A 23,422-nucleotide genomic window follows, 5' to 3' on the forward strand; every position below is an offset into this window, starting at 1 on the left:
AATAATTTGCATGGTTAGTGTAAATTTCACACTTTTGCCTCATTATTAAGATTTAGTCTAAATTGAAGAAGCTATACACATCCTTATTATTCTTTTTTATTTGCTTCACTGCGCTGGCGCAAGTAAGAAATGTGGTTACCGGAAAAGTGGTCGACCCTCAGAACAAGCCTTTAGAACTTGTTAACATCAAAATTGTAGAAACCAACCAGTACGCAATAACTGATAAGAATGGTTTATTCAGGATAAATGGAACAGAAACCAACAACATTTTAACGTTGGAATTTTCGTACATCGGTTACCAGAAGTTAAGATTGCCTATAACAATCAAAGCGGGTGTAACCAATCTGGGCAACATTACTTTAAAGGTTTTGGATTTAAGTCTCGAAAATATCGAGATCAATGCTAAAAGGAATTACTCGGGTTCTACAAACTCCTCGTTGATTATTACCAGAGATTTGATTGAACAGACGCCTGCATTGAGTGTTAACGATTTGCTGAATCAAATTCCGAATAGAAAAATTCAGCCACCATCGTTACAGAATATTCAGAATTTAACCCTTCGATCTGTTTTTGAGCCTACTACATCGGGAAGAGATCCCTTTACGCTGAATAACTCATTCGGTGTTGCTATAATAATAGATGGAAATAACATTTCTAATAATGCCAATATGCAGGGTTACAATCCCGGTTTAAGAGGGCTTGGCAGTACAAGCGTTAGTAGCAATTCATTTGGGTTAACAGGTACAACATCTACAAGTTCTTACAGTGGAGATTTTGCTTATGGTGGTACCGATTTAAGGCAAATTCCAGCAGATAATATTGAGAGTATCGAAGTTATTGCAGGAGTACCCTCCGTAAAATATGGCGATCTATCTGATGGAGCCGTTATAATTGAAAGGCAGGCAGGTAAATCGCCGGCCTATGTACGTATGCAGGTTCGGGATAATGCAACATCTTATAATTTTTCTAAAGGATTTGTACTCAGTCCTAAATTGGGAAGTTTTAATGTAGGCGTAAACTATGTTAATTCTTACGCAGATAACAGAGATAAGATTAAAGCTTATAAGCGTATCAATACCAATGCAATGTGGACTAATAGCTTTGGAAAAGAAAAAAGGTTAAAGAATACCTTGAGTTTTGATTATGGCAGAAATTTGGATGGCATTAAAAAAGATGACGACGATCCCACAAGCAAAATATTAAATTTCAATAGTTGGAATTTGAGCTTAAGCAACCGTACAAGTTATAGTATTGGGGGTGATTTTATTAAAAATATAAGTTTAAACCTTCGTTATAGTAATTCACACCAACGCACTTATACAGAACAACTTGTAAATAGCCCATATATTTTATATAATAATGCGACCGAAACAGGCTTTACCAACGGAATTTATGATAAAGGTGTTTATACTGCAGTAAGTGATGTAGATGGAAGGCCAGTAACTGCCTCAGCACAATTAGACTTAAATGGAGAATTTAGAACTGGAGAAATAAGACATAACTTAAACTTTGGCGGTAATTTTTCTTATGCAGCCAATAATGGACTCGGGAGGCTTTCAGACCCAAGCCGGGCAAGGCCTGGTTACAATACTACCGGAAACAGCTTATCAAGCGGTCCAAGTGAGCGATATTATGACTTTTCTCTTGCGTATGCACAAAAAGATTTTAGCTTATACACCGAAGATGTGTTTACTTTAAAAATCAACAACCGCGATTTAAATTTTAGAGGCGGGTTGCGTTTAGATGGTCAAAATGGTTTTATAACTCTTTCTCCACGAACAAACATAAACTATCAGATCAGCGATGATTTTAGACTGGGCTTTGCCTATGGTCTTTCGGTAAAATCGCCTGGTTTAGCTCAAAGATATCCTGGGCCGACCTTTGTTGATGTTCCACTGATTAATGCCTATAATGGAAATGCTAACGAAAGTGCAAGTATTTTTTATGTCCAGCGTTTTGATCCTGATGGCAGCAAATTAAAACCATCAAAAGGACAGACTTTCGAACTTACCGGATTATATAAAATAAAAGATTACCAGTTATCTTTTTCATTATTCAATAAATTAAATACACAGGGATACAATACAGTTACCCAATATGATATTTTATCTCTGCCTCAATATACTGCCGTTTTTGTACCGGGCTCAAAACCTATCCTCACCCAAAATGGCGTAAAGAGGTTTCTGATTAACCATAATGAATTTAATAATGACCTTAAAACAGATAACCAGGGTTTCGATTTAATACTAAGCACCCCAAAGTATGAGGCAATATCTACTTCGTTTAACATAAGCGGGGGAATATACCGCTCGAATTATCAAGAAACTTCAGATCGAATTGGCAATACGATTTCTGATAACAACACTATACCTGATTATCCGGTTACAGGTGTTTATGCTCCTAGAAAACGAACCACATACTTTAGCTCTGGCAGGGTAACTTCATCAACACACATTCCTGCAATTAGCCTAATTGTGCAGTTGACAGCGGAATTTAGTTTCTTAAATAAAACACTTGTTAATGCTAACGATGGTGTACCAAAAGGATATTTTACACGTGATGTAAGATACATTGAAATCACAAATCCTGATCCAAATAGCACAGTTTATGGGCACTTATTTATACCTGAAAATGAACTTGTATCAGATAATCAATACCGGATTTATTCGAATTACCACTTAAGTCTCGCTAAAGAGATTAAGAAGAGGTTTAGGTTTGCTTTTAATGCCTATAATTTCTTGAACTACCAGCCCAGGTACCAAAAACCAGGCAGCAACACAGTCACATCACCCAACGGGGCACCAACATTTGGTATAGAATTATCCTTGAAACTTTAATCATCATGAAAAAGATATTATTAATTATAGTTATTGGGTTATTGTTTTCCTGCAAAAAAACACACCAGCCCGATGTTCTTCCAACTGACCTTAATGTAAAGGTTGCTTTTGACCTTGCCAACAGCGGTTATACATTCCCTGTTCTAAATATTACTGTTAGAATTAAAAGTTTAACCTCTGGAAGATACCTCTCGCTTACAACAAACGATAAGGGTTTAGGAACTTTTAATGATCTGCCCGCAGGAAGATATGATGTAGATGTGACCTATGCGATATCAGCTGCAGATTATACATCCATAACTGGAATCATTACAACAAAACCAGTGGTATTTAATGCAGCAGAAAAAAATAAGCTGGTTAATAAAGATAATAACGCACTACTAACACTTAATCTTAAAACCGGAGCTATTGGTAACTGGTTAGTGAAACAGGTATATTACGCAGGTTCTGACAGAACTTTAGGCGCACTTTACCGAGATCAGTTTATTGAAATCTATAACAATACAAATGAAACAATGTATGCCGATAGCTTATATATTTCTGAAATTTGGGGTAGGCAAAGTACAACTAATACAACTTATAATTTACAAGCCAATGGGCAATATGATTGGACTAAATCGCTAAACATGACATTTGCCAATGGGGATCCCAATACAGACTTCATTTATGCGAAAACGCTTTGTATGATCCCTGGAAATGGCACAACATATCCTGTAAAACCAGGGCAAAGTATTGTTTTGGCCCAAACTGCATTAAATCATAAATCGCCTTTTACCGGAACTGATGGCGTAACCATCTCAGTCCGCACCCCTGAGTTAACTGTCGATCTGAGCAAGGCAGATTTCGAAGCTTACTATGGTTCTTTTGTCCCAAGGCCATTAGATTCGGATATTGATAACCCACTTGTTCCTAATGTTGATGTGCTCTCTTATACAGGTACGGATATGATTTTGGACAATACCGGTAGAACAGGCATCGCCATTTTTAAAGTAGATAAAACACAGGATGTTAAAAACTGGCCAATGTATAATGAACCGAGTAAAACTACCCCATCATCAACGGCACGTAAGTATTATCAGATACCTTCAAAATATATAATTGATGCGATGGAAATCCAGCCAAATGTGGCTTCATCCAGATTGCCAAAGAAATTAGGAGCCGACCTTGACGCCGGATTTGCGTTTGTTCCTAAAGGTGCATATACATCTCAATCTGTTATCCGTAAAACGGAAAAGATAGAAAATGGAAGAGTAATACTAAAGGACACCAATAACTCCACAGAAGATTTCGACTTTCTAGATGTCGCTTTACCTAGGGCTTTTAAATAAAATACACCAAACGCATCATTTCGATTTACATGAAAAAACTCATCATCATATCAATAATTATATTAATGCCCGCTTCTCTGCTTTTTGCACAAACTAACGACGAGACTTCAAAAGCCCAATCATTAATAAGCAAAAGCTATTCGGTAGATTCGGCATTAATACAACTGTATCAATTTTCGAAAGAAAATCCATTGTTTATGGGAAAGATGATGCAAAATAAATTCAATACCCTTACCATTAAATATGATCTAAACAAGGGTCATTATATACCGGTTCAGGGTGCTTCTAAACTACAAGCACTAACGTTGTTTAGTGAGGGTAAAACAACCTTAGAAAAGTTTCATCTTTATGGAGCATTTAATTACCAAAGAAGTACTGAAGACAGTACACGATGGGCCCACCAATCAAGATTTAGCAATAGTTCTCCATATTATTTTGGCTCGATAAAGAACAACCACTACGAACGTTCGGTTTATAAAATTAATGCTGCGGTAAGCAGAACAATGATCGGCAATAACTTACCACTTTCTTTAGGATTAGATTATAGAATTGGAAATCATTTTAGCAATAACGATCCCCGTGGTGATGTAAAAGACTTTCAATTTAATATTAACCCTGCTATTGGATATCATATTTCGAAGCCCCTTTTAATTGGAGTTGGCTATCAATACGGATACGGACGTGAACAAATTGGTGTTGGATATAAAAACAGTTCCTACATCGAAAATACAGTGGGCGAAATTTTCACCAATTATTTAATGAGTGGGTATGGGGGGGCACAAATAGTTCAAGTTAAAAATTTATTAAGATACGATAACGATCAAAATCGTCAATATGTGAAAGTATTTGTTAATTACGCTGCCACACAAAATGACAATTTAATCTTGGCATTAAAGAAAGGAAAGGAAGTCCAGCTTTTTAAACGTAATTTAACTGACAATGTTGGCTTTGACGAGTTTTTGAATTATGAAATCAAACATTCGTCTGCAGATTTGATCTGGCATAAAAATACGGACAAAAATGAAATTAATTTTTCGCTAAACTACAGCTACGATGCAGGTGCCGGCTATGATTATGGACTTGCGGGTGTAAATTACATAAACGATCAAGAGTATTACGGTCTAAAATTATTCTACACGCTAAAAGGCAAAAATGGATTAATCAATAATTTAAATTTTGGGATTCAACATTCTGAAGATATTAAGCGCGATGGAAATTATGCTGTTGATATTTCTTATAGCAGAATTAATTTTAATGCAGGCTGGGGAATAAATAAACAATTGGATAAGGAACATAGCTTTGGCGCTGCATTATCAGCAAGTTATAGTCTAAAAACTTCATCAAATTTTTATGCACCAATTGAAACCGAAAATATATTCTACAATTATGTAATGTACCCCGATTATCAGTTCAACACCTCAAATAATTATGGAATTGGATTAACGGCTGATTATTTTTTTCCAACTTACAAAGGAATACAAACCTCAATCAAGGTTTCAGGAAACTATATCCAGAGGGTAGGCAATTATATTGATCTTCAAAGAACAACATTTAATACCCCCGGCAAAGACCGTTTTTCTTCCAATATCAGCTTAAACCTCTATTTTTAACCCATGAATAAAATTCTTGCCCTTCTTGCTTTAGCCCTTAACGGATTAATCCTATTTTCTTTTCAATCGGCCGATTTTAACGATGAGGATGAACTGAGTATTGATAGCCTGCGCAAAGTATATTCGAAACCTACTGATCAATGGCCAAAGCCTACGGTTGATAAAGATGCTGTTTTTCAGGAATTAGGCGAACTCCCATCCTCTCCGGTTGATTTAAAAAACGATTCGATAAAAAATGTAGTAGAGCTGGGTAAAATTTTATTTTTTGATCCACGGCTGTCGGGTTCGAATCAGATTTCGTGTTCGAGTTGCCATGCACCAGATTTACATTGGACAGATGGGCGTCAGGTTTCTGTTGGTCACGATCATTTAACCAATATCAGAAATGCACCATCACTAGAGAATGTTTGGTTTTACAAACGCTTATTTTGGGATGGCAGGGCAAACAGTTTAGAAGAGCAGGCTGGCAGCCCGGTGGCGGCACATAACGAGATGCACCAGGACATGAAAGTTTTACCAAAAAAGCTCAGTAAAATTAAAGGTTATCAGCCTTTTTTCACGGCTGCATTTGGTTCAAAAGAAATTACCAACAAAAGGATTTTCGAAAGTCTGGCTACTTTTCAGCGCAGCATTGTGAGTAGAAGAACCCCTTTCGACCGTTTCCTGGCGAAAGATAAAAAAGCATTGACTGATCAACAATTAGTGGGCTTACATTTGTTCCGCACCAAAGCACGCTGCATTAATTGCCATAACGGACCATTTTTTACCGATAACGAATTTCATAATGATGGCTTAACCTATTATGGCCGTAAATATGAAGACTTAGGCTTATATAATGTAACCAAGAAACCAGAAGACGTAGGCAAGTTCAAAACCCCCGGACTGAGAAACGTTATGAAAACGGCTCCCTGGTTTCATAATGGTTTATTCCCAGATATGGATGGCGTAATGAACATGTATAATGTGGGCATGCCGGTACAACGCGTGAAACCGGAACAGGTAAATGATCCTTTACTACCTAAAAACGATAAGTTATTAAAAGGGTTAAAATTGAGTGTTGCAGAAAAAGATGCAGTTGTTGCCTTTTTAGAAGCATTATCTTCTCCTACGGTGCTTACCAGGGTAGCGCAATTGCCACAGTAATTTAGATTGGAGTGTGAGTTGGGCCTTTGGAGGCAATTAAACGACATTCAGTATAGGCCACAAAATTGCTTACCCTTCCTATACCTGTTGTTTACCCTTTCTCTATACCAAGATAACCCCAAGTTAACCCCTTAGTTACCTTTTCTTTACCTTCTGGTTACCTAAAAGGTAGAGCCAGGCGCTGCTTTGGGACTTTCTTGGGTGAGTCAGGGTCGATGCTGTCCGCCAGCAAGTACGAAGCGCACCCGATCAAAAATGGTCTTAAAATATATTCCTACCTGTTTTAAAAGAGCATAGATTTGATCCGTTAACATTTCATCTTAGTGAACAGTTATAATTTGCATTTGACAGTTAACCGATTCCAGCTATTGATTGGCCGTCAACAATCAAACAATCAGGCGATTCAACACAATTCATATCCATCACATCTTATCCGATTTCAACGGTTCCCCAAAAAAAATAGAGGCGTGTTCATCAAAAGCTGCAGGATCACCGCTGGTATAGAAATGTCGTTCGCCCTGTTTAGCTAGTTTTTCTTCGATCTCAGGATGTCGCTTTAAATAATCAGCTAAACTGTTGGATACAATCTCGCCTTGCGTTAAAACGCTTATATGGCCAGGGAATACCTTCTTCAGTTTAGGCATTAATAAAGGGTAGTGTGTACAAGCCAATAACACACAATCAATAGCTGCCGATTGGTTAAGTAATTGATCGCAATACTCATTTATAAAAAAGTCTGCACCAGATTGTAAGTGTTCGTTATTTTCGATCAGTGGCACCCACATTGGGCAGCTTTGTTGGTAAACCTTAATTTCAGGAAAAAATTTATTGATCTCTAAGAGATAAGATTGAGAATTAACCGTACCTCTGGTTCCCATTACACCTACCGATTTGGTGCTCGTATAACCATCAATTACTTCAGCCGTGGGCCTGATCACACCTAGCACTCTTCTATCAGGATACTTAGCAGGAAGATCTATTTGCTGGATCGTTCTAAGCGCTTTAGCTGACGCCGTATTACAGGCAAGAATAACCAAATGGCATCCTTTAGCAAAAAGCCATTCTACGCATTCTAAAGTATATTTATAAATGGTCTCGAAAGAATGGTCGCCATAGGGCGAACGGGCATTATCGCCCAAATAGATATAATTGTAATCGGGCAATTTATCAGCAATAGAACGGAAAACTGTTAAACCACCGTAACCTGAATCGAAAATACCTATTGGCGAAGCGTTTTGCATCTGTGCTGTTTGAAAGTTAGAAAGGTGTAAAGTTAGAATGTTTGTTGTAAAGTTGAAATGTTTTAGTATTGGTTAGAATGTTGTAAAGTTCAAATCTTTAGCACCTTTGAACAAAAAATTCCAACAAGAAAATCGTCATTTCGAGCGGAGTGCAACGTAGTCGAGAACCCGGAGGCTCAGCGAAGCTAAATCTATCAAGTATAGATCTCTCCATTCCGCGTTGCTCCAGTCGAGATGACGACAATCTAGATAAATCGGTGATTTGAAATCCTTCAAAAACAAAAAGCGGAACTAAGTTAAACTTAATTCCGCCTTATATTTTGAATTGGTAAGGAGATTTTGAACTCCGAACTTCCGCTTCAGAACTACTTTTTAGGTGCCGCTGGTTTTGCAGCAGTTGCAGTGATTCCTAATTTAGTTTTTACTGAAGCAGTAATATCATCACCACCATCCCAGAATACTAAATTGTTACCACCTTGTCCGTTTGCAATATCGAAAACGTAAGCTAAACCTTTTTCTTTAGCAACAGCAGAAATTGCAGTTGCAACTTTAGCCTGGATAGGTTGGAATAATTCGCCTTGTTTAGTACCTATATCCTGCGACGCTTTAGTACGCGCATCAGTAATGCGTTTTTCTAAATCCTGTAATTCTTGACCCGCAGCCTGTAATTCTTTACCTACTGTTTCTTTGTTAGCCTCACTCAAAGTTTTTTGCTTAGCTTCTGCTGCAGCCATTTTACTTTGATATTCTTTGATCATTGCATCAATATCGGCTTGCTTTTGCTTACCTAAGGTTTCTAAAGTAGTTTGAGCTGATTTAGCCTCTGGTAAATTTGCAAATACCTCTTCAGAATTAATGTGACCCAATTTTTGTTGTGCACTTGCCATATTCGCTGTAAACAATAACCCTGCTGCTACAAAGAATACGTTAATTAACTTTCTCATCGTTTTATTTTACTTTTTTATTTTTTTCTAATTGTTTTTCTTCAAAAATCAGGGGCGAATATACTAATTATTTACAGTCCCTGGTTTATAACCTAATTTTACAATTACGTCATTACTAACATCGTAACTGCTGCTTGCATAAATCATCATTGTTGCTTCACTGCTCTTGTCGAAAATGAAGTCTAAATATTTAGATTTTGCAATCTGTTTAATAGCCTCGGCTACTTTATCCTGAATGGGTTTAATTAATTTTACCCTGCTTTGAAAAAGATCCCCATCTGGTCCAAACTTAGAACGTTGAAATTCTTTAGCCTGTTTTTCTTTTTCTATAATTTCATTTTCACGGCGCTTGCGCATATCATCGGTTAACAAAACCTGATCGGCCTGATAAGCCTTGTACATCCTGTCTATTTCAGAAAAATTCTGATCTACCTGTTGCTGCCATTGTTTAGAGGCAACATCTAATTGACTAAGTGCCGATTTATATTCTGGTAAATGTTTCAAAATATACTCCGTGTCTACATAAGCAAACTTCTGTGCAAAGGCACCAAAAGAAGTGCAAAGCAGGAATGCGATAAAAAGATACTTCTTCATTTGTGTGTGTGTTAATGATATAGTTAATAACCTAAGCTTTCTTTAAACTCCTATTGCAATGATTTATTGCATAATTAGTTAAATTTTTGTTCTTTATCAATTAAAATCCACCTAATTGTTGTGCGATACTAAATGTAAAATTTTGCTTTCCTCCATCTGATAGTCCAGGTATGGTATCAAACGCATGTCCATAATCGATACCCAACAAACCAAATATAGGAAGGAAGATCCTTGCACCTACGCCCACTGATCTTCTAACGTTAAAAGGATTAAAATCACCAAATCTATTCCAGGTGTTACCAGCTTCAGCAAAGGCCAAAACGAAGGCTGTGGCTTGTTGGCTTGCAATAACGGGATAACGTGCCTCTAATACATATTTGGTATAAATTGGGCTACCTGATTGCTGCGCTACAGCCGGATCGGATCCATTCGGGATAACAGCATTGTTAGCGTAACCACGCATCGCGATCAGCTCAGATCCCTGCAAGAAATCGAATCCCTGCATACCATCACCACCGAGTTTAAAACGCTCGAATGCTGATTGGCCAACTGCTTTGTTATATTGCCCCAAGAAACCAAACTGGGCCTGCGCTTTGATTACCAGGTTTCCGGCTACACGTTGATACCATTGTGAATCGAATTTCCATTTATGATATTCCGTAAAGCGATATTTCTCCCTATCTGATGCTGTTGCATAATTTGTTTTATTTAACAATGAAAAGGGTGGCGTTGCCTGAACGGTGAAACGTAAGAACGATCCAGATTTAGGGAAGATCGGCGAATCTCTTGAATCGCGGCTAATCTCCTGTGATAAACTGATGTTGTAAGATGTTCCTGTATTGAATAAATATCCTGAATAGTTATTTAAGATGTACTGTTGCACACTAACCGCATGGCTTAACTGGAAATAGTTATCTGGCCAGTTTAATCTTCTACCCAAACTAACCGTTACACCATTTAAACGTATTTTTTGAAACTGCGCATTGTCTGAACTTAATCCATTAGATTGTAATGAAGTAAATGCACTCACACCGAAACTTACCGGTTTCTCGCCACCAAACCAAGGTTGAGAGAAAGAGAAACTATATGATTGGTAATATTTACCATTGGTTTGTCCACGTAAGCTTAATTTCTGCCCATCACCTTTTGGCAATGGTTTGTAAGCTTTTAAATTAAATAAGTTACGTAATGAAAAGTTATTGAAAGTTAAACCTAATGTACCAATGATACGGCCACCACCAAAACCACCTGATAGCTCAATCTGATCTGAAGGTTTCTCTTCTACAGCATATTCAATATCTACAGTGCCATCTGCCGGGTTAGGACGAGGTGTGGGTACAGTTTTAGACTCGTCGAAGTTACCCAATTGACCAATTTCGCGGATGGTACGGATTAAATCACTTTTGTTAAATTTCTGTCCGGGTTTGGTACGGATCTCACGTAAAACAACTTTATCGTTTGTGATGGTATTACCTTTTAAAGTAATGCGGTTGTTGGTATACTGTGGTCCTTCGTACATGCGTAATTCCACATCAACAGTATCGCCATAAATTTTGGTCTGTACCGGATCGATATTAAAAGTTAAATATCCATTATCGGTATACATACTGTTAATGTCGCCACCGTTTTCGCCACCGCCGTTTAATTTTTTATTTAATTTTTCTTCGCTAAAAACATCACCTTTTTCGATGGTTAATACTTTTTGCAAAATACTATCCGGATAAATGGCATTACCTGCCCAGGTAATATTACCGAAGTAATATTTTTTTCCTTCGTAAAGGTCCATCCTGATGTTAACCTTTTTCTTGTTGTGCTGGTAAATGGTATCTTTTAATAATTCGGCATCACGATAACCTTTCTCGTGCATTTTGGCAATCATTTTTACCTTGTTCTCTTCGTATTTCTCTTTCGCGAATTTTCCAGAGCCCCAAAAGCGCCACCAGGCAAATTGTTTAGGGGTTTTAAGGTATTTTCTAAGTTTTGCTGATTTAAAATCTTTGTTTCCGGTAAAATCAATATGCTGTACTTTAACACGGTGGCCTTTATCGATATTTGCTTCTAATACCACGCTGTTTTCTGCATTCGGATCTTTACGTGTTTTATAATCGATCTGTGTGAAGAAGAACCCCTTATCTAACAAATACTTTTTAACGATGGCCGAAGTAGTATTGTATAAGTTATCGTTTACGATTTTACCTGTTTTATCGTTTAGCTTTTCCTGAATGGCCGTTTTTTCAGATTTACGGATACCTTTTAAATCGATAGAACTTAAACGCGGGCGCTCCACTACTTCAATTTCAAAATAAACCGAATCCTGTACAAATTTTTCGATGTTAAGTTTAACATCATCAAACAATCCCTGCGCCCAAAGCGTTTTAATCGCATCAGAAGTTGCCTCGCCAGGAAGCACGATTTTATCGCCTTTGGTTAGTTTAGATAAGGTAATTAATACTTCTTTATCTAAATATTGGGTTCCGGTTACCGTGGTACCACCAATGATATATTCTTTTGGACTAAAATAATCGAGATCTAAGCCACCAACCTTTAAAGAAGGGGTTACCGGTGCCTGACCTTGTGGACGTACTTGAGCGAAGGCCGGAGCGGCTAAAACTAGTAGGATTAAAACTTGAAATATTCTTTTCATTAAAATTAATTGTTCAGTAATGGCCAAAAGGTAACGATATTTTATAAAGCAAAATTTCTTTACGTTGTTCCCTTATTATGGTTTCATTTATCGTATAAAAGTGGTGCTAAGTTAGTTTAAACGCTTGTTAAAAAGTGTTAAAAGAAAAATTAGTTTAATTGTTCGCTAATTTTACCAAAACGGCGTTCGCGTTTTTGATAGTCTACAATGGCCTCGAAAAGATCTTCCCGTCTGAAATCCGGCCATAAAACATCAGTAAAATAAAACTCGGTATAAGCCATTTGCCAAAGCAGATAATTGCTGATACGGTGCTCGCCACTGGTCCTGATCATGAGTTCAGGATCGGGTATATTTACGGTTGTTAGTTTTGATGAAAACAGGTCTTCGTTTATATCATCCAAAGAAATGACATTGTCTTTCACTGCCGATGCGATTTTTTTGGCAGCCTCCAAAATCTCCCACTTTGCACTGTAGCTCAACGCTAATGTTAAAGTACATTTTTCGTTATGAGCAGTCTTTTCCATGGCTTCTTTTAAATCATCTATACATTCTTGAGGTAAAGATGCAATATTACCAATGGCATTCAGCTTAATATTGTTTTTATTAAGTGTTTCGGTTTCTTTGTTAATGGTAGAAATCAGAATCTGCATCAATGCATCTACCTCTTCTTTAGGCCTGTTCCAGTTTTCTGTAGAAAAAGCATACAAAGTGAGGTACTCGATACCTACTTCAACACAACCTTCTACAATGTCTTTTACAGAAAGTACACCTTGTTCATGTCCGAAAACCCGCACTTTACCCTGGCCTTTTGCCCATCTTCCATTACCATCCATGATTACGGCAATGTGCTTTGGCAGGCGGCTATAGTCTATTTGTTCTTTAAATCCCATTAATTATGTCAAAATCAGCTTAAAAGGAATAGCATTTTGAGGATACAAAGGTAAAAGATATGCCAACACTAACAAATAGATAAGTGTCCCTTTTTCGAAAATCGCCTCTTTGGGTACCCGCTTGTCCGATTTGGTAGCGTGAAGGATCTGATAAATTGACCTGATTTTGGCCATTTCCAACGATTACAGGATTAACCGGATAGCGGCCGCTTACATCGTCAATATAATCGGTTAGTGGTGTCCGGTAACCTAATTCAGTAAAAACACTCCAGGTATTTTTATAATTATACCTTAGCCCTAATCCATATGGGATAGTTAAAACAGCATTGTTGTAACCATTTTCCTGACCTTCGGTTCTGAGCCGATCTAGCCGATATCTTTCTCCATCAATTTTTACCGTAGGTTTAAAAACAACTAAACCAACACCAGTAAAAAGGTAAGGAGTGAATTGTCTGGTTCCGCCACCTATACTAAAGTTAAAAAAATTAAAATCGATGAGCCCACTAAACTCGTGCATTGATGTTTTAAAACGGAGGTTTCTTTCACGGAACTGCTCATTACTAGAATTAGCATCATCTGCCTTAACTTGTCCGTAAGTATAATTTAAGCGAACGCCCAAATATTGGTTAAAGTTACGTTTTACATAAGCACCGCCAGAGAGTCCGCTAATCTGCAATGGATTATTTTGATTGAGATCGCCCATGTAACCTGCTCCTCCACCCATTAGCCCAACTTCCCAGGTGCCTTCTTGCGCACGAAGAATTTGTCCGCTAAAGATAAAAAAGAGGAGAATTAAGAGCGGTTTGGTTGGCGTCATACTTAGTAGTTACGGGTATCAATGCCCCATAATAATTTATTTCTTAACGTGTTTAAGTAGGTTTCATTGTTAAGGCGGATAAGATTTACACAAAAATCTGCCTTTTTTATGCTAATTTTTACTGAACGCTCTACGGTGACCGTTCGGCTATCGCAAGAAACCAGAAATTTTGATTCGCGTGCTTCTACCTCAAAAGAGAGTTTATTATCATCTGGTACAACCACCGGCCTTACATTTAAGTTATGCGGTGCAATAGGCGTAATTACAAAATTTTCAGAATCGGGATAAATAATCGGGCCACCGCAACTTAATGAGTAAGCGGTTGATCCCGTCGGGGTTGCAATAATCAATCCATCGGCCCAATAAGAATTAATAAACTCATTGTTCATTGAGGCATGGATAATCATCATGGCAGAATTATCGCGGCGGTGAATGGTAATATCGTTCAGTGCAAAATTCTCTTCTCCAAACAGGCCATTATCCGATTCTAAAGTTAAAAGAGAACGGGAATCTAAGGTATATTCTCCGTTAATTAAGGCTTTTAGCGCCGATCCTATTTCATTTTTGTTGATACTGGCCAGAAAACCCAACCGGCCAAAATTGATCCCAATTACGGGTATGCCCGAATTGCGGATTAACGATAAGGTATCCAGTAAGGTACCATCGCCTCCTAAGCTCAACAATACATCGGCAAGTTCTTTTAGTTCGCTATGGTTATGAAAAATAACTGTATTGGCCGGCAGTTTAATTTTGCCATGAAGGGATGTTTTAAATTTTGAATATAAAACCGGCTGAATATGATGCTCGGCTAAATGATTAAAAACCTCTTGAACATAGGGCAAAACCGTATCATTAAAATCTCTCCCGTAAATTGCAATCCTCATAAAGTAGGTTTATACATTTAAATAGTTCATGAAAGAATCGTAACGCTCCTGCGACCCATCATCAATCTGCGTGTTATTGTATACCTCTTTAACCAGATAATCATATCTTTCGAAAGAAGCTACCAATGAAGTAATTTCTGTTTTATTTACTTTGAGCGTTACTTCTAAACGTGTAGAATTTTCGAAAGAATTCACATAAGAAGAGAGCACCTGTGCATTGTCGGCTTCAACAATCTGTGCAATATGTGCCAGAGAATTATCGCGGTTACTAATCTCCAAAACGATAATTCCCCCAGGTTCATTTACCGCGTACTGTTCGGCCACGGCGTTTACCATGTTATTGATCGAAATTGAACCCAGGTAATTTTTCTGTTGATCCAAAACCGGAACAGCTGTCAATTTTAACTGGCTCAATAACCTGATTACATCATAAGTATGTACGTTACTCAACACGAAAACATTAAGTATGTTTACCGCACTATCGCTTAATAGTGTATCGTGATTATCAATATTTAGTAAATCATCTTCAGAAACCAAGCCCAATAAAGTTACCTCGTTAACAACCGGCAAATGCTTTAGTTTAAAATCGTTCATACGATCTAAAGCTTTCTGCACCGTGTCATCGGCCCTTAGTGATGGTATTGCATCTGATATGATTTCTGCTGCAAACATTTATTTTAACAATATTCTATCTAAAAATTTCTCTAAAAATGCATTAAATATTTCCGGATGTTCCATCATAGGCGCATGCCCACATTTATCAACCCAGTTTAATTCCGAATTCGGCAACAATTCATGAAATTCTTCTGCCACTTCTGGTGGCGTAACCTTATCATTTTTACCCCAGATTAAAGAAACCGGTATGGTAATTTTCGATAGTTCTTTAGCCATGTTGTGGCGTATAGCCGATTTTGCCATGGTTAAAATTCTAATAACCCTCGATCTATCGTTAACCGTTTTAAAAACATCATCAACCAGTTCTTTGGTTGCAGTTGCAGGATCGTAAAAAGTAAACTCTACTTTTTCCTTAATGTAATCGTAGCTCTCTCTCCGCGGAAAAGATCCTCCAAAAGCATTTTCATATAAACCAGAGCTACCTGTTAGTACCAAGGCTTTAACAAACTCCTGATGGGCAACCGTAAATACCAAACCCACATGGCCACCAAGCGAATTACCAACAAGTACTACCTGGTGTAAATTTTTATATTTTAAAAAGCGATGAAGATATCTCGACAATGCTTTTACACCCAATGTTAAAATAGGCAAATCGTAAATTGGTAAAATCGGAATAATTACACGATAGCGATCTTTAAACTGTTCTATAACCAGTTCCCAATTGCTTAGTTCGCCCATTAGGCCATGTAGCAATACCAGTGTTTCGCCTGTTCCAGCTTCGATGTATTTAAATCCGTCTTCTTCTATTATCGGGTAGGTCATATATATTCTAGATGGTATTGTGCTACTAAGTTAGTAGAGTAAAATTAAATTTATGCATTTCTATGCCATTTTTCTGAAATAAAATCGAAAACGGTATAAAAACGCCCTTTGTAAAGCGTTAAGCGACTAGCGACTAGCAATAAATGCGCTTTTAGCTTTAGTCTTTATGCTTTTAGCTTTAAAATTAAGCTAGTTTTTCTTTAACAATCTCAGCAATTAATTTACCATCGGCTTTACCTGCAAGTTCCTTATTTGCCATGCCCATTACCTTCCCCATATCCTTAACCGATGTAGCACCAGATTGTTTGATTACAGCCTCAATAATTGCAGCAACCTCTGCCCTATCTAACTGTTTTGGCAAAAACTGACTAATCACTTCAATTTCTTCTTCTTCTACCTGATACAAATCTTCGCGATTTTGCTGCTTGTAAATATCAGCAGATTCGCGGCGTTGCTTAATCAGTTTCTGAAGAATTTTAAGTTCAGTTTCTTCCGTAATTTCTTCTGAAGATCCTTTCTCTGTTTTAGCTAAAAGTAAAGCTGCCTTTATTGCTCTTAAACCTCTTAACTGTGCATTGTTTTTAGCCAACATGGCTTTTTTTATTTCCTGATCTATTGTGTTTGATATCATTTCTTTAATTGGTTAATCGTTTAAATTGGTTAACTGTTAAGTTAATTGTTTAATTGCAGGATTGCTAAATTGTTAACTGCAAATTGCCAACTGAAACTTTATACTCTATTTATAATTGTTGCTGTAGCCTGTGCAGTAGGCATAATCAGCATATCGTTAATGTTAACATGTTTTGGCCTGCTTACTACATACCAAATGGCATCTGCGATATCGTCGGCAATTAACGGCTCCAGGTTTTCGTATACTTTTTTTGCCCTGTCTTCATCACCTTTAAAGCGCACCACCGAAAATTCGGTTTCTACCATGCCCGGATTAATTTCGGTAACCTTTATGCCGTGTGGCAATAAATCGATACGCATACCTTTACTCAAAGCATCAACAGCATGTTTGCTGGCACAATATACGTTTCCATTTGGATAAACTTCTTTGCCGGCGATAGAACCAATGTTAATAATATGACCCGATTGGTTTGGTATCATCCAGTTGGAAACAATTTTGGTTACATAAAGCAAACCCTTTACATTCGTATCAATCATGGTGTCCCAATCGTTGGTATCACCTTTATCAATCGGATCTAAACCCTGGCTTAAACCTGCATTGTTAATCAAAACATCAATCTTTTTCCATTCGGCCGGCAAAACTTCTAAAGCAGCGGTAAGACTTTCTTTATCGCGAACATCGGCAAAAACCTGTTTGATGGTAATGGCATACTTGTCTTCTAAATGATGGGCAATTTTTGCCAACCGGTCTTCTCTGCGGGCCAATAATACCAGATTGTAACCTTGTTGGGCAAATGTATGTGCACAAGCTTCGCCAATACCAGAAGTTGCGCCTGTAATTAATGCGATTTTAGACATTTTTATGAATTTTAAGTCTCGGTAATGCTTTAAGATAACATCTTTGATTTACCTACACCAACAAAGGTAAGTTTTTTTGGATTGCAGGACTATTGAAAAATCAAACTGAATGTTAATTGACGTAATTTCAACTTATCTATTGGATTGGCATAAACCGTATTGTCGTGCTGAAGCAAATCGCTGGTCGAATAGGAGAGTTTTATTTCGGGCGACATTTTAAAATACTCGAAGTAAATATCGAAACCAATACCTGTTTCGTACGACAGGTAATTTCTTTGATTTTTTAAAAACTTATTTACCGGTGTTTCGCCTTCATCGAAGGTTTTCTTTTTCGAAGCTATATCTATTGAATATTTAGCGCCACCTAACCAATATACCCTAAAATTGTTCATCCGGTTCGACTTCACCTTCAGACCTAATGGAAATTCGAACATGGTTGCCTGAACTTTTCTTTCAACCACGGTTTGAAAGTTTTTCGTTTGCCCATTGCCTAAGTTGATCGGCGCCATAGGTTCATACTCGTAAGTTACTATCCTGTCGCTAAAAATAAGGGAGGGCGTTGCCCTGATATCGAAGTTATCAGAGATCATTCTGTTCATTACAAAACCCAAACCAAAACCTTGAGATGGTGGGCTAGAAATAGAATTTAATGTTGAGGTAACCGGAATGCCCGAGTTTGGATCGTAAGAAGGATCCAGTGAATTTGGCACCTCATAAAAAGGCGATCGCCAATTTTGCTTTTTAAGAATTTTGTATTCGGCTGAGATATACTGGAAATTAAAACCAAAACTCCAATCTTCATCATCTATTCCACCACCCCAATTTTGAGCAAAGGCGGTTGTAGAAGTAATAAAAAGTGAAAGAATGAGGCTTAATTTTCTGATCATTTGGTTCCTACATATATCGAACTAATTCCGAACGTTAAAATTCTTTGTTTGGTACTTTTAAAGCCAACTTTTTCCATCAGCCTGGTAAAATCTTCTCCGTCAGGAAAAGCAGCTACCGATTCTGGCAGATAGGTATAGGCTCTGTGGTCTTTAGAAAATAGTTTTCCAAAGAAAGGCGTTACCTGTTTAAAATAAAAACTATACAATTGTTTTACCGGAAAAACCTTTGGTTTCGAAAATTCCAGTATCACCATTTTCCCGTTGGGCTTTAATACCCTGTACATATCAGTTAATCCTTTTTCGAGGTTTTCGAAATTACGCACACCATAAGCGCAGGTAATCGCATCAAAAGTATCATTTTCGAAATGCAGACCTTCAGAATCGCCAACCTGAACGGTAAAAACTTCGTTTAAACTACGCTCGTTAATTTTCTTCTTGGCTACTTCTAACATACCTTCCGAAATATCAACACCAATTACCTTTTCGGGATGAAGCTTTTTAATGGCTTCAAAGGCAAAATCGCCAGTTCCTGTAGCCACATCAAGCAAAGTTCTCGGGTGGATGGAAACCAGTTCTTTAATGGCTTTCTTACGCCATAATACATCTATCCCTAAAGAAAGAAAATGGTTTAAAAAATCGTAAGTGCCCGAAATGTTATTAAACATGGTTGCAACCTGCTCCTTTTTAGTTGCATCTTCTACTTGGTATGGGGTGATATTCTGATTCATGATATGGGGCAAAGATAGAGAAAAGAGTTTGCAGTTGGGAGTTTGCAGTTGGGAGTTTAGCGATTCCCTTAAACTTTACGAATCGCTGACGACGGTAGGTTTTTGACTCCGCACTCCAAACGCCCAACTCAAAACTAATTGTTACCTTTGCAATATGATTATCAAAACGGCAACATTTGTTTGCAGCAACACCCAGATTTCGGCCCTACCGGCACCAACTATGCCCGAATATGCATTTATTGGCCGCTCTAACGTGGGTAAATCTTCATTAATCAATATGTTGGTTAATCAACATGGATTAGCCAAAACCTCTCAACGCCCGGGAAAAACACAGTTAATTAATCACTTTCTGATTAACGAAGCCTGGTACATTGTCGATTTACCGGGGTATGGCTATGCCAAGGTTTCTAAAACCAGCAGAGAGAAGTGGGAGAAATTTATCCGCGCCTATATAACCAAAAGAGAAAGTTTACAATGTGTTTTTGTTTTGATAGACAGCCGTTTAGAGCCCCAGGGAATTGATATAGAATTTTGCTATTGGTTAGGTGAAAAACAGATACCTTTTTCGTTGATTTTCACCAAAGCTGACAAACAGGGCATGACAACCACCCAGAAAAATGTAGCTGCCTTTAAGAAAAAATTAGGTGAGTTTTTCGAAGAGATCCCTGCCACCTTTATTTCCTCTGCCGAAAAAGGAACCGGAAAAGATGAAGTGCTGAATTTCATTTATGAGGTGAATAAAGATTTTGTTGTGCCAACAGATTATAAAAAGTTTTAACCGGCTTATTGGTTCATTGGCCATTAGTTCATTGGTCAATAGTCCATAGTCGATAGTTGAATTTGCTATCAACCATGAGCCATCACACCATTAACCAAAATAACAAATTAACCAGTTAACCGATTTATGCAGTTAACCCTTTCCAATAAATGAAAAAATACTTTTCACTCGTATTATTCGCCCACTCTGTTTTTGCGCTGCCATTTGCCATGATTGGTTTCTTTTTGGGCGTAACCACAACAGAAAACCCATTTTCCTGGTATAAACTGATTTTAGTTTTGCTTTGTATGGTTTTTGCCAGAAACTCGGCCATGGCTTTTAACCGCTATCTGGACAGAAATATTGATGCGAAAAATCCACGCACCAAAATGCGCGATATCCCTGCAGGTAAAGTTTCGGCAAACGAAGCGCTGATTTTCGTAATTGCCAATTGTGTACTTTTCGCCATTACCACCTACTTTATCAATCCACTTTGTTTCTATCTGTCGCCAGTAGCTTTGTTTGTAGTTTTGTTTTATAGCTACACCAAAAGATTTACGGCGCTATGCCATTTGGTATTGGGCTTAGGCCTGGCGCTTGCTCCTATCGGCGCTTACATTGCCGTAACCGGACATTTCGCCTTGGTTCCTGTGCTTTACTCCTTAACCGTATTTTTCTGGGTAAGTGGATTTGATATTATATACGCATTACAGGATGAAGAATTTGACCGGGAAGAAAAATTACATTCCATCCCATCGGCACTTGGCATTAAAAATGCTTTGAATGTTTCGGTGCTGTTGCATATACTCTCGGCTACCTGTGTTATTTTGCCTGTGTTTTTCACCTCCTTTAGCTGGGTTTATTACGTAGGTATCGTGTTTTTCTGTTCGATGTTGATTTATCAGCACTTATTGGTAAAACCAAATGATATCAGCAAAGTAAACAGGGCGTTTCAAACCTTAAATGGTTATGCATCGGTAGTATTTGCGATATGCTTTTTAATAGATGCGTATTTGAGACATAAATAAAAAATGAGAGAATGATTAAATTTTGAATGAGAGAATATGGCATTGCGTCTTAAACCATTCACTAATTCAATCCTTCCAACATTCAATAATTAACTATGATGATAACTAAGAAACCTAGAACATATATTCCACAGGAACTAAACATTACCTGGGAAAATTTAGAACCACTTTTTACCGAACTGCAAAACCGCGAAATAACCAACACCGCTGAGTTAGAGCACTGGTTAAAAGACCGCTCGGAGCTTGAAGCCGCTTTAGAAGAAGATTTTGCCTGGAGGTATATTAAAATGAGTTGCGATACCGCAAATGAAGAACTGGTTAAAAACTTTCAATATTTTGCGACTGAAATAGAACCGAAAATTTCTCCATTTGCCAACGAATTGAACAAAAAATTTGTTGAAAGTCCTTTTATGAATGACCTGGACAAAGAAAAATATTTTGTTTACAGCCGTGCGATTAAAAAAGCATTAGAGCTTTACCGCGACGAGAATATTGAGCTGTTTACCGAATTGCAGGTGAAACAACAAAAATACCAGGGTATTACAGGCGCCATGAGTGTTGAGCTAAGTGGCCAGGAATATACTTTGGAGCAAGCCTCGATCTTTATCAAAGATTTAAACCGCGAGGTACGCGAAAATGCATGGAAAACGATTCAACAACGCCGCTTGATTGATAAAGATGATTTAAACGTGTTGTTTGATGAACTGATTAAACTGCGTAATCAGGTTGCCTTAAATGCAGGTTTTGAAAACTACCGCGATTACATGTTCCAGGCTTTAGGCCGTTTCGATTATACCCCACAAGACTGTTACGATTTTGCCAATGCTATTGAAAAAGAAATCGTACCGATTTTAAAAGAGCAGGCCGAAAAACGCCGGGATGCTTTAGGACTAGAAGTATTAAAGCCTTGGGATTTAGAAGTAAGCATTAGTGGCAAACCAGCTTTGAAACCTTTTAACAACGGCGAAGAACTGATTGATAAAAGTATTGCCTGCTTTAATGCCATTGATGAAAAGTTAGGCTCAAAATTGGCAACCATGAAAGCCAATAACCTTTTTGATGTAGAGAGCAGAAAGGGTAAAGCGCCAGGTGGTTACAATTACCCATTGGCTGAAACCGGAGCCCCGTTTATCTTCATGAATTCGGCAAATTCGTTACGCGATTTAACCACAATGGTTCACGAAGGAGGCCATGCGGTACATACTTTTTTAACCGCAGATTTAGAATTAAACGATTTTAAACATTGCCCTTCTGAAGTTGCTGAACTCGCATCTATGAGTATGGAACTTATCTCTATGGATAACTGGGATGTTTATTTCGACAACGAAGAAGATTTAAACCGCGCTAAAAAAGAACAGTTGGCCGATGTTTTGAAAACTTTACCATGGGTTGCTGTAATTGATCAGTTTCAGCACTGGATTTACACCAACCCGGACCATACTGCAGCTGACCGTGAAGAAACTTTTAAGCAGATTTTTAACCGTTTTGGCGCTGGTTTTGCCGATTGGACAGATTTAGAACAACAATTTGGAAATGGCTGGCAAAAACAACTGCATTTATTCGAAGTTCCGTTTTACTATATTGAGTATGCAATTGCCCAGTTAGGTGCCATTGCTGTTTGGAAAAATTACAAAGAAAATCCAGAAAAGGCTTTGGAGCAATATTTGGCAGCACTTTCATTAGGTTACACCAAACCAATGAACGAAATATATGAAACCGCAGGAATTAAATTTGATTTCAGTGCAGAATATGTAAAAGAACTGGCAAGTTTTGTAAAAACAGAACTGGAAAAACTGGGATAAGGAAAGGTGGAAGGTTGTAAGGCTTTTCCACTCAATAGTACATAAATAAGGTCGTGGCATTTTGCCACGACTTTTTTTGCTTTTATGAACCACAGATAAAAAGGATGAACACAGATCAATGCTGGTTCTGGTCTTGATGTCTTTATCTGGTCTTAGCGTCTCCAATGCTATTAAGTTAAGGGTTTTTGGATTTTGAGATAGTTTTTTTTAGTATATTTATATACAATCAAAAAAGATACATGAGTTTAATTTCCAGCAATATTTCCAAGGAGAAACATATCGTTTCTCCTAAAAAAAACATGTGATTTTATTCAAAAAAATCCGACCCCTGAGAAGTATATTACCAAAGCAAAGTTTTTCATC

Annotated in this window: 20 protein-coding genes; 7 read left to right on the top strand and 13 right to left on the bottom strand. The window is 37.7% G+C overall.

All coding sequences use genetic code 11. The annotated features are described in order from the left end of the window. Positions 1-62 precede the first annotated feature (62 nt). Genes LQ201_RS24950 through LQ201_RS24965 form a run of 4 tightly spaced genes read left to right on the top strand, consistent with a single transcriptional unit; the run spans position 63 to position 6,918 of the window. On the top strand, positions 63-2,837 hold the full coding sequence (locus LQ201_RS24950) for a carboxypeptidase-like regulatory domain-containing protein (RefSeq protein WP_230146496.1): 2,775 nt from the start codon (positions 63-65) through the stop codon (positions 2,835-2,837). Between the two features lie 5 nt (positions 2,838-2,842). Further along, positions 2,843-4,165 carry a DUF4876 domain-containing protein gene (locus tag LQ201_RS24955; protein WP_230146497.1) on the top strand — a complete coding sequence of 441 codons (1,323 nt, stop codon included), beginning with the start codon at positions 2,843-2,845 and terminating at the stop codon, positions 4,163-4,165. Between the two features lie 29 nt (positions 4,166-4,194). Further along, positions 4,195-5,775, top strand: a complete 1,581-nt coding sequence (locus LQ201_RS24960) for a DUF6850 family outer membrane beta-barrel protein (RefSeq protein ID WP_230146714.1) — start codon at positions 4,195-4,197, stop codon at positions 5,773-5,775. Positions 5,776-5,778: 3 nt separating this feature from the next. Continuing rightward, on the top strand, positions 5,779-6,918 hold the full coding sequence (locus LQ201_RS24965) for a cytochrome-c peroxidase (RefSeq protein WP_230146499.1): 1,140 nt from the start codon (positions 5,779-5,781) through the stop codon (positions 6,916-6,918). 422 nt (positions 6,919-7,340) lie between these two features. On the opposite strand, the gene murI is transcribed toward LQ201_RS24965, so the two are convergent. From murI to ubiE, 13 genes are all read right to left on the bottom strand, one after another. Then, positions 7,341-8,159 carry a glutamate racemase gene (gene murI, locus LQ201_RS24970; RefSeq protein WP_230146500.1) on the bottom strand — a complete coding sequence of 273 codons (819 nt, stop codon included), beginning with the start codon at positions 8,157-8,159 and terminating at the stop codon, positions 7,341-7,343. 365 nt (positions 8,160-8,524) lie between these two features. Beyond that, entirely contained in the window at positions 8,525-9,103 is a 579-nt protein-coding gene (locus LQ201_RS24975) for an OmpH family outer membrane protein (RefSeq protein ID WP_230146501.1), read from the bottom strand. A 63-nt stretch (positions 9,104-9,166) separates the two neighbouring features. Beyond that, complete coding sequence (locus tag LQ201_RS24980; RefSeq protein ID WP_121283542.1) at positions 9,167-9,697, bottom strand: OmpH family outer membrane protein; 531 nt, start codon at positions 9,695-9,697, stop codon at positions 9,167-9,169. 100 nt (positions 9,698-9,797) lie between these two features. Then, positions 9,798-12,341, bottom strand: coding sequence for an outer membrane protein assembly factor BamA (gene bamA, locus LQ201_RS24985; RefSeq protein ID WP_215131232.1), 2,544 nt, complete (start codon positions 12,339-12,341; stop codon positions 9,798-9,800). A 149-nt stretch (positions 12,342-12,490) separates the two neighbouring features. Next, positions 12,491-13,231 carry an isoprenyl transferase gene (locus LQ201_RS24990; protein WP_230146502.1) on the bottom strand — a complete coding sequence of 247 codons (741 nt, stop codon included), beginning with the start codon at positions 13,229-13,231 and terminating at the stop codon, positions 12,491-12,493. Positions 13,232-13,250: 19 nt separating this feature from the next. After that, positions 13,251-14,048: a DUF6089 family protein gene (locus LQ201_RS24995; RefSeq protein WP_230146503.1), complete on the bottom strand. Its 798-nt coding sequence runs from the start codon at positions 14,046-14,048 to the stop codon at positions 13,251-13,253. Between the two features lie 2 nt (positions 14,049-14,050). Then, on the bottom strand, positions 14,051-14,932 hold the full coding sequence (locus LQ201_RS25000) for an NAD kinase (RefSeq protein ID WP_057932773.1): 882 nt from the start codon (positions 14,930-14,932) through the stop codon (positions 14,051-14,053). A 9-nt stretch (positions 14,933-14,941) separates the two neighbouring features. Continuing rightward, entirely contained in the window at positions 14,942-15,604 is a 663-nt protein-coding gene (locus tag LQ201_RS25005; RefSeq protein WP_230146504.1) for a CBS domain-containing protein, read from the bottom strand. Beyond that, positions 15,605-16,369 carry an alpha/beta fold hydrolase gene (locus LQ201_RS25010; protein WP_230146505.1) on the bottom strand — a complete coding sequence of 255 codons (765 nt, stop codon included), beginning with the start codon at positions 16,367-16,369 and terminating at the stop codon, positions 15,605-15,607. A 184-nt stretch (positions 16,370-16,553) separates the two neighbouring features. Next, the gene (locus tag LQ201_RS25015; RefSeq protein WP_057932770.1) at positions 16,554-17,000 is read right to left on the bottom strand and encodes a GatB/YqeY domain-containing protein; all 447 of its coding nucleotides are present in this window, start codon (positions 16,998-17,000) and stop codon (positions 16,554-16,556) included. 98 nt (positions 17,001-17,098) lie between these two features. Next, a complete protein-coding gene (locus LQ201_RS25020) occupies positions 17,099-17,857 on the bottom strand; it encodes an SDR family oxidoreductase (protein ID WP_230146506.1) in 759 nt (252 codons plus the stop codon). An 89-nt stretch (positions 17,858-17,946) separates the two neighbouring features. Continuing rightward, a complete protein-coding gene (locus tag LQ201_RS25025) occupies positions 17,947-18,744 on the bottom strand; it encodes an outer membrane beta-barrel protein (RefSeq protein ID WP_230146507.1) in 798 nt (265 codons plus the stop codon). Next, positions 18,741-19,472 carry a bifunctional demethylmenaquinone methyltransferase/2-methoxy-6-polyprenyl-1,4-benzoquinol methylase UbiE gene (gene ubiE, locus LQ201_RS25030; protein ID WP_219075611.1) on the bottom strand — a complete coding sequence of 244 codons (732 nt, stop codon included), beginning with the start codon at positions 19,470-19,472 and terminating at the stop codon, positions 18,741-18,743. The genes LQ201_RS25025 and ubiE overlap by 4 nt, the downstream gene beginning before the upstream one ends. Before the next feature lie 154 nt (positions 19,473-19,626). Between ubiE and yihA the strand changes: the two genes are divergently transcribed. The 3 genes from yihA (at position 19,627) to LQ201_RS25045 (ending at position 23,059) form a co-directional block, all read left to right on the top strand. Next, complete coding sequence (gene yihA / locus LQ201_RS25035; RefSeq protein ID WP_029274081.1) at positions 19,627-20,250, top strand: ribosome biogenesis GTP-binding protein YihA/YsxC; 624 nt, start codon at positions 19,627-19,629, stop codon at positions 20,248-20,250. A gap of 149 nt (positions 20,251-20,399) precedes the next feature. Beyond that, entirely contained in the window at positions 20,400-21,257 is an 858-nt protein-coding gene (locus LQ201_RS25040; protein ID WP_230146508.1) for a UbiA-like polyprenyltransferase, read from the top strand. Positions 21,258-21,352: 95 nt separating this feature from the next. Further along, positions 21,353-23,059 (top strand): M3 family oligoendopeptidase, encoded by a 1,707-nt coding sequence (locus LQ201_RS25045; RefSeq protein WP_230146509.1) that lies wholly within the window; start codon positions 21,353-21,355, stop codon positions 23,057-23,059. Positions 23,060-23,422 lie beyond the last annotated feature (363 nt).

The sequence above is a fragment of the Pedobacter sp. Bi126 genome, from assembly GCF_918698245.1.
Taxonomy (GTDB): Bacteria; Bacteroidota; Bacteroidia; order Sphingobacteriales; family Sphingobacteriaceae; genus Pedobacter.

Coding starts and splice junctions, on each gene's coding strand:
- LQ201_RS24955 (WP_230146497.1), top strand. CDS start 2,843: ATGAAAAAGATATTATTAATTATAGTTATTGGGTTATTGTTTTCCTGC.
- ubiE (WP_219075611.1), bottom strand. CDS start 19,472: ATGAATCAGAATATCACCCCATACCAAGTAGAAGATGCAACTAAAAAG.
- LQ201_RS25015 (WP_057932770.1), bottom strand. CDS start 17,000: ATGATATCAAACACAATAGATCAGGAAATAAAAAAAGCCATGTTGGCT.
- LQ201_RS25025 (WP_230146507.1), bottom strand. CDS start 18,744: ATGATCAGAAAATTAAGCCTCATTCTTTCACTTTTTATTACTTCTACA.
- LQ201_RS25045 (WP_230146509.1), top strand. CDS start 21,353: ATGATGATAACTAAGAAACCTAGAACATATATTCCACAGGAACTAAAC.
- yihA (WP_029274081.1), top strand. CDS start 19,627: ATGATTATCAAAACGGCAACATTTGTTTGCAGCAACACCCAGATTTCG.
- LQ201_RS25040 (WP_230146508.1), top strand. CDS start 20,400: ATGAAAAAATACTTTTCACTCGTATTATTCGCCCACTCTGTTTTTGCG.
- LQ201_RS24975 (WP_230146501.1), bottom strand. CDS start 9,103: ATGAGAAAGTTAATTAACGTATTCTTTGTAGCAGCAGGGTTATTGTTT.
- LQ201_RS24995 (WP_230146503.1), bottom strand. CDS start 14,048: ATGACGCCAACCAAACCGCTCTTAATTCTCCTCTTTTTTATCTTTAGC.
- LQ201_RS24960 (WP_230146714.1), top strand. CDS start 4,195: ATGAAAAAACTCATCATCATATCAATAATTATATTAATGCCCGCTTCT.
- LQ201_RS24990 (WP_230146502.1), bottom strand. CDS start 13,231: ATGGGATTTAAAGAACAAATAGACTATAGCCGCCTGCCAAAGCACATT.
- LQ201_RS25005 (WP_230146504.1), bottom strand. CDS start 15,604: ATGTTTGCAGCAGAAATCATATCAGATGCAATACCATCACTAAGGGCC.
- LQ201_RS24965 (WP_230146499.1), top strand. CDS start 5,779: ATGAATAAAATTCTTGCCCTTCTTGCTTTAGCCCTTAACGGATTAATC.
- LQ201_RS25010 (WP_230146505.1), bottom strand. CDS start 16,369: ATGACCTACCCGATAATAGAAGAAGACGGATTTAAATACATCGAAGCT.
- LQ201_RS25020 (WP_230146506.1), bottom strand. CDS start 17,857: ATGTCTAAAATCGCATTAATTACAGGCGCAACTTCTGGTATTGGCGAA.
- LQ201_RS24980 (WP_121283542.1), bottom strand. CDS start 9,697: ATGAAGAAGTATCTTTTTATCGCATTCCTGCTTTGCACTTCTTTTGGT.
- bamA (WP_215131232.1), bottom strand. CDS start 12,341: ATGAAAAGAATATTTCAAGTTTTAATCCTACTAGTTTTAGCCGCTCCG.
- LQ201_RS25000 (WP_057932773.1), bottom strand. CDS start 14,932: ATGAGGATTGCAATTTACGGGAGAGATTTTAATGATACGGTTTTGCCC.
- murI (WP_230146500.1), bottom strand. CDS start 8,159: ATGCAAAACGCTTCGCCAATAGGTATTTTCGATTCAGGTTACGGTGGT.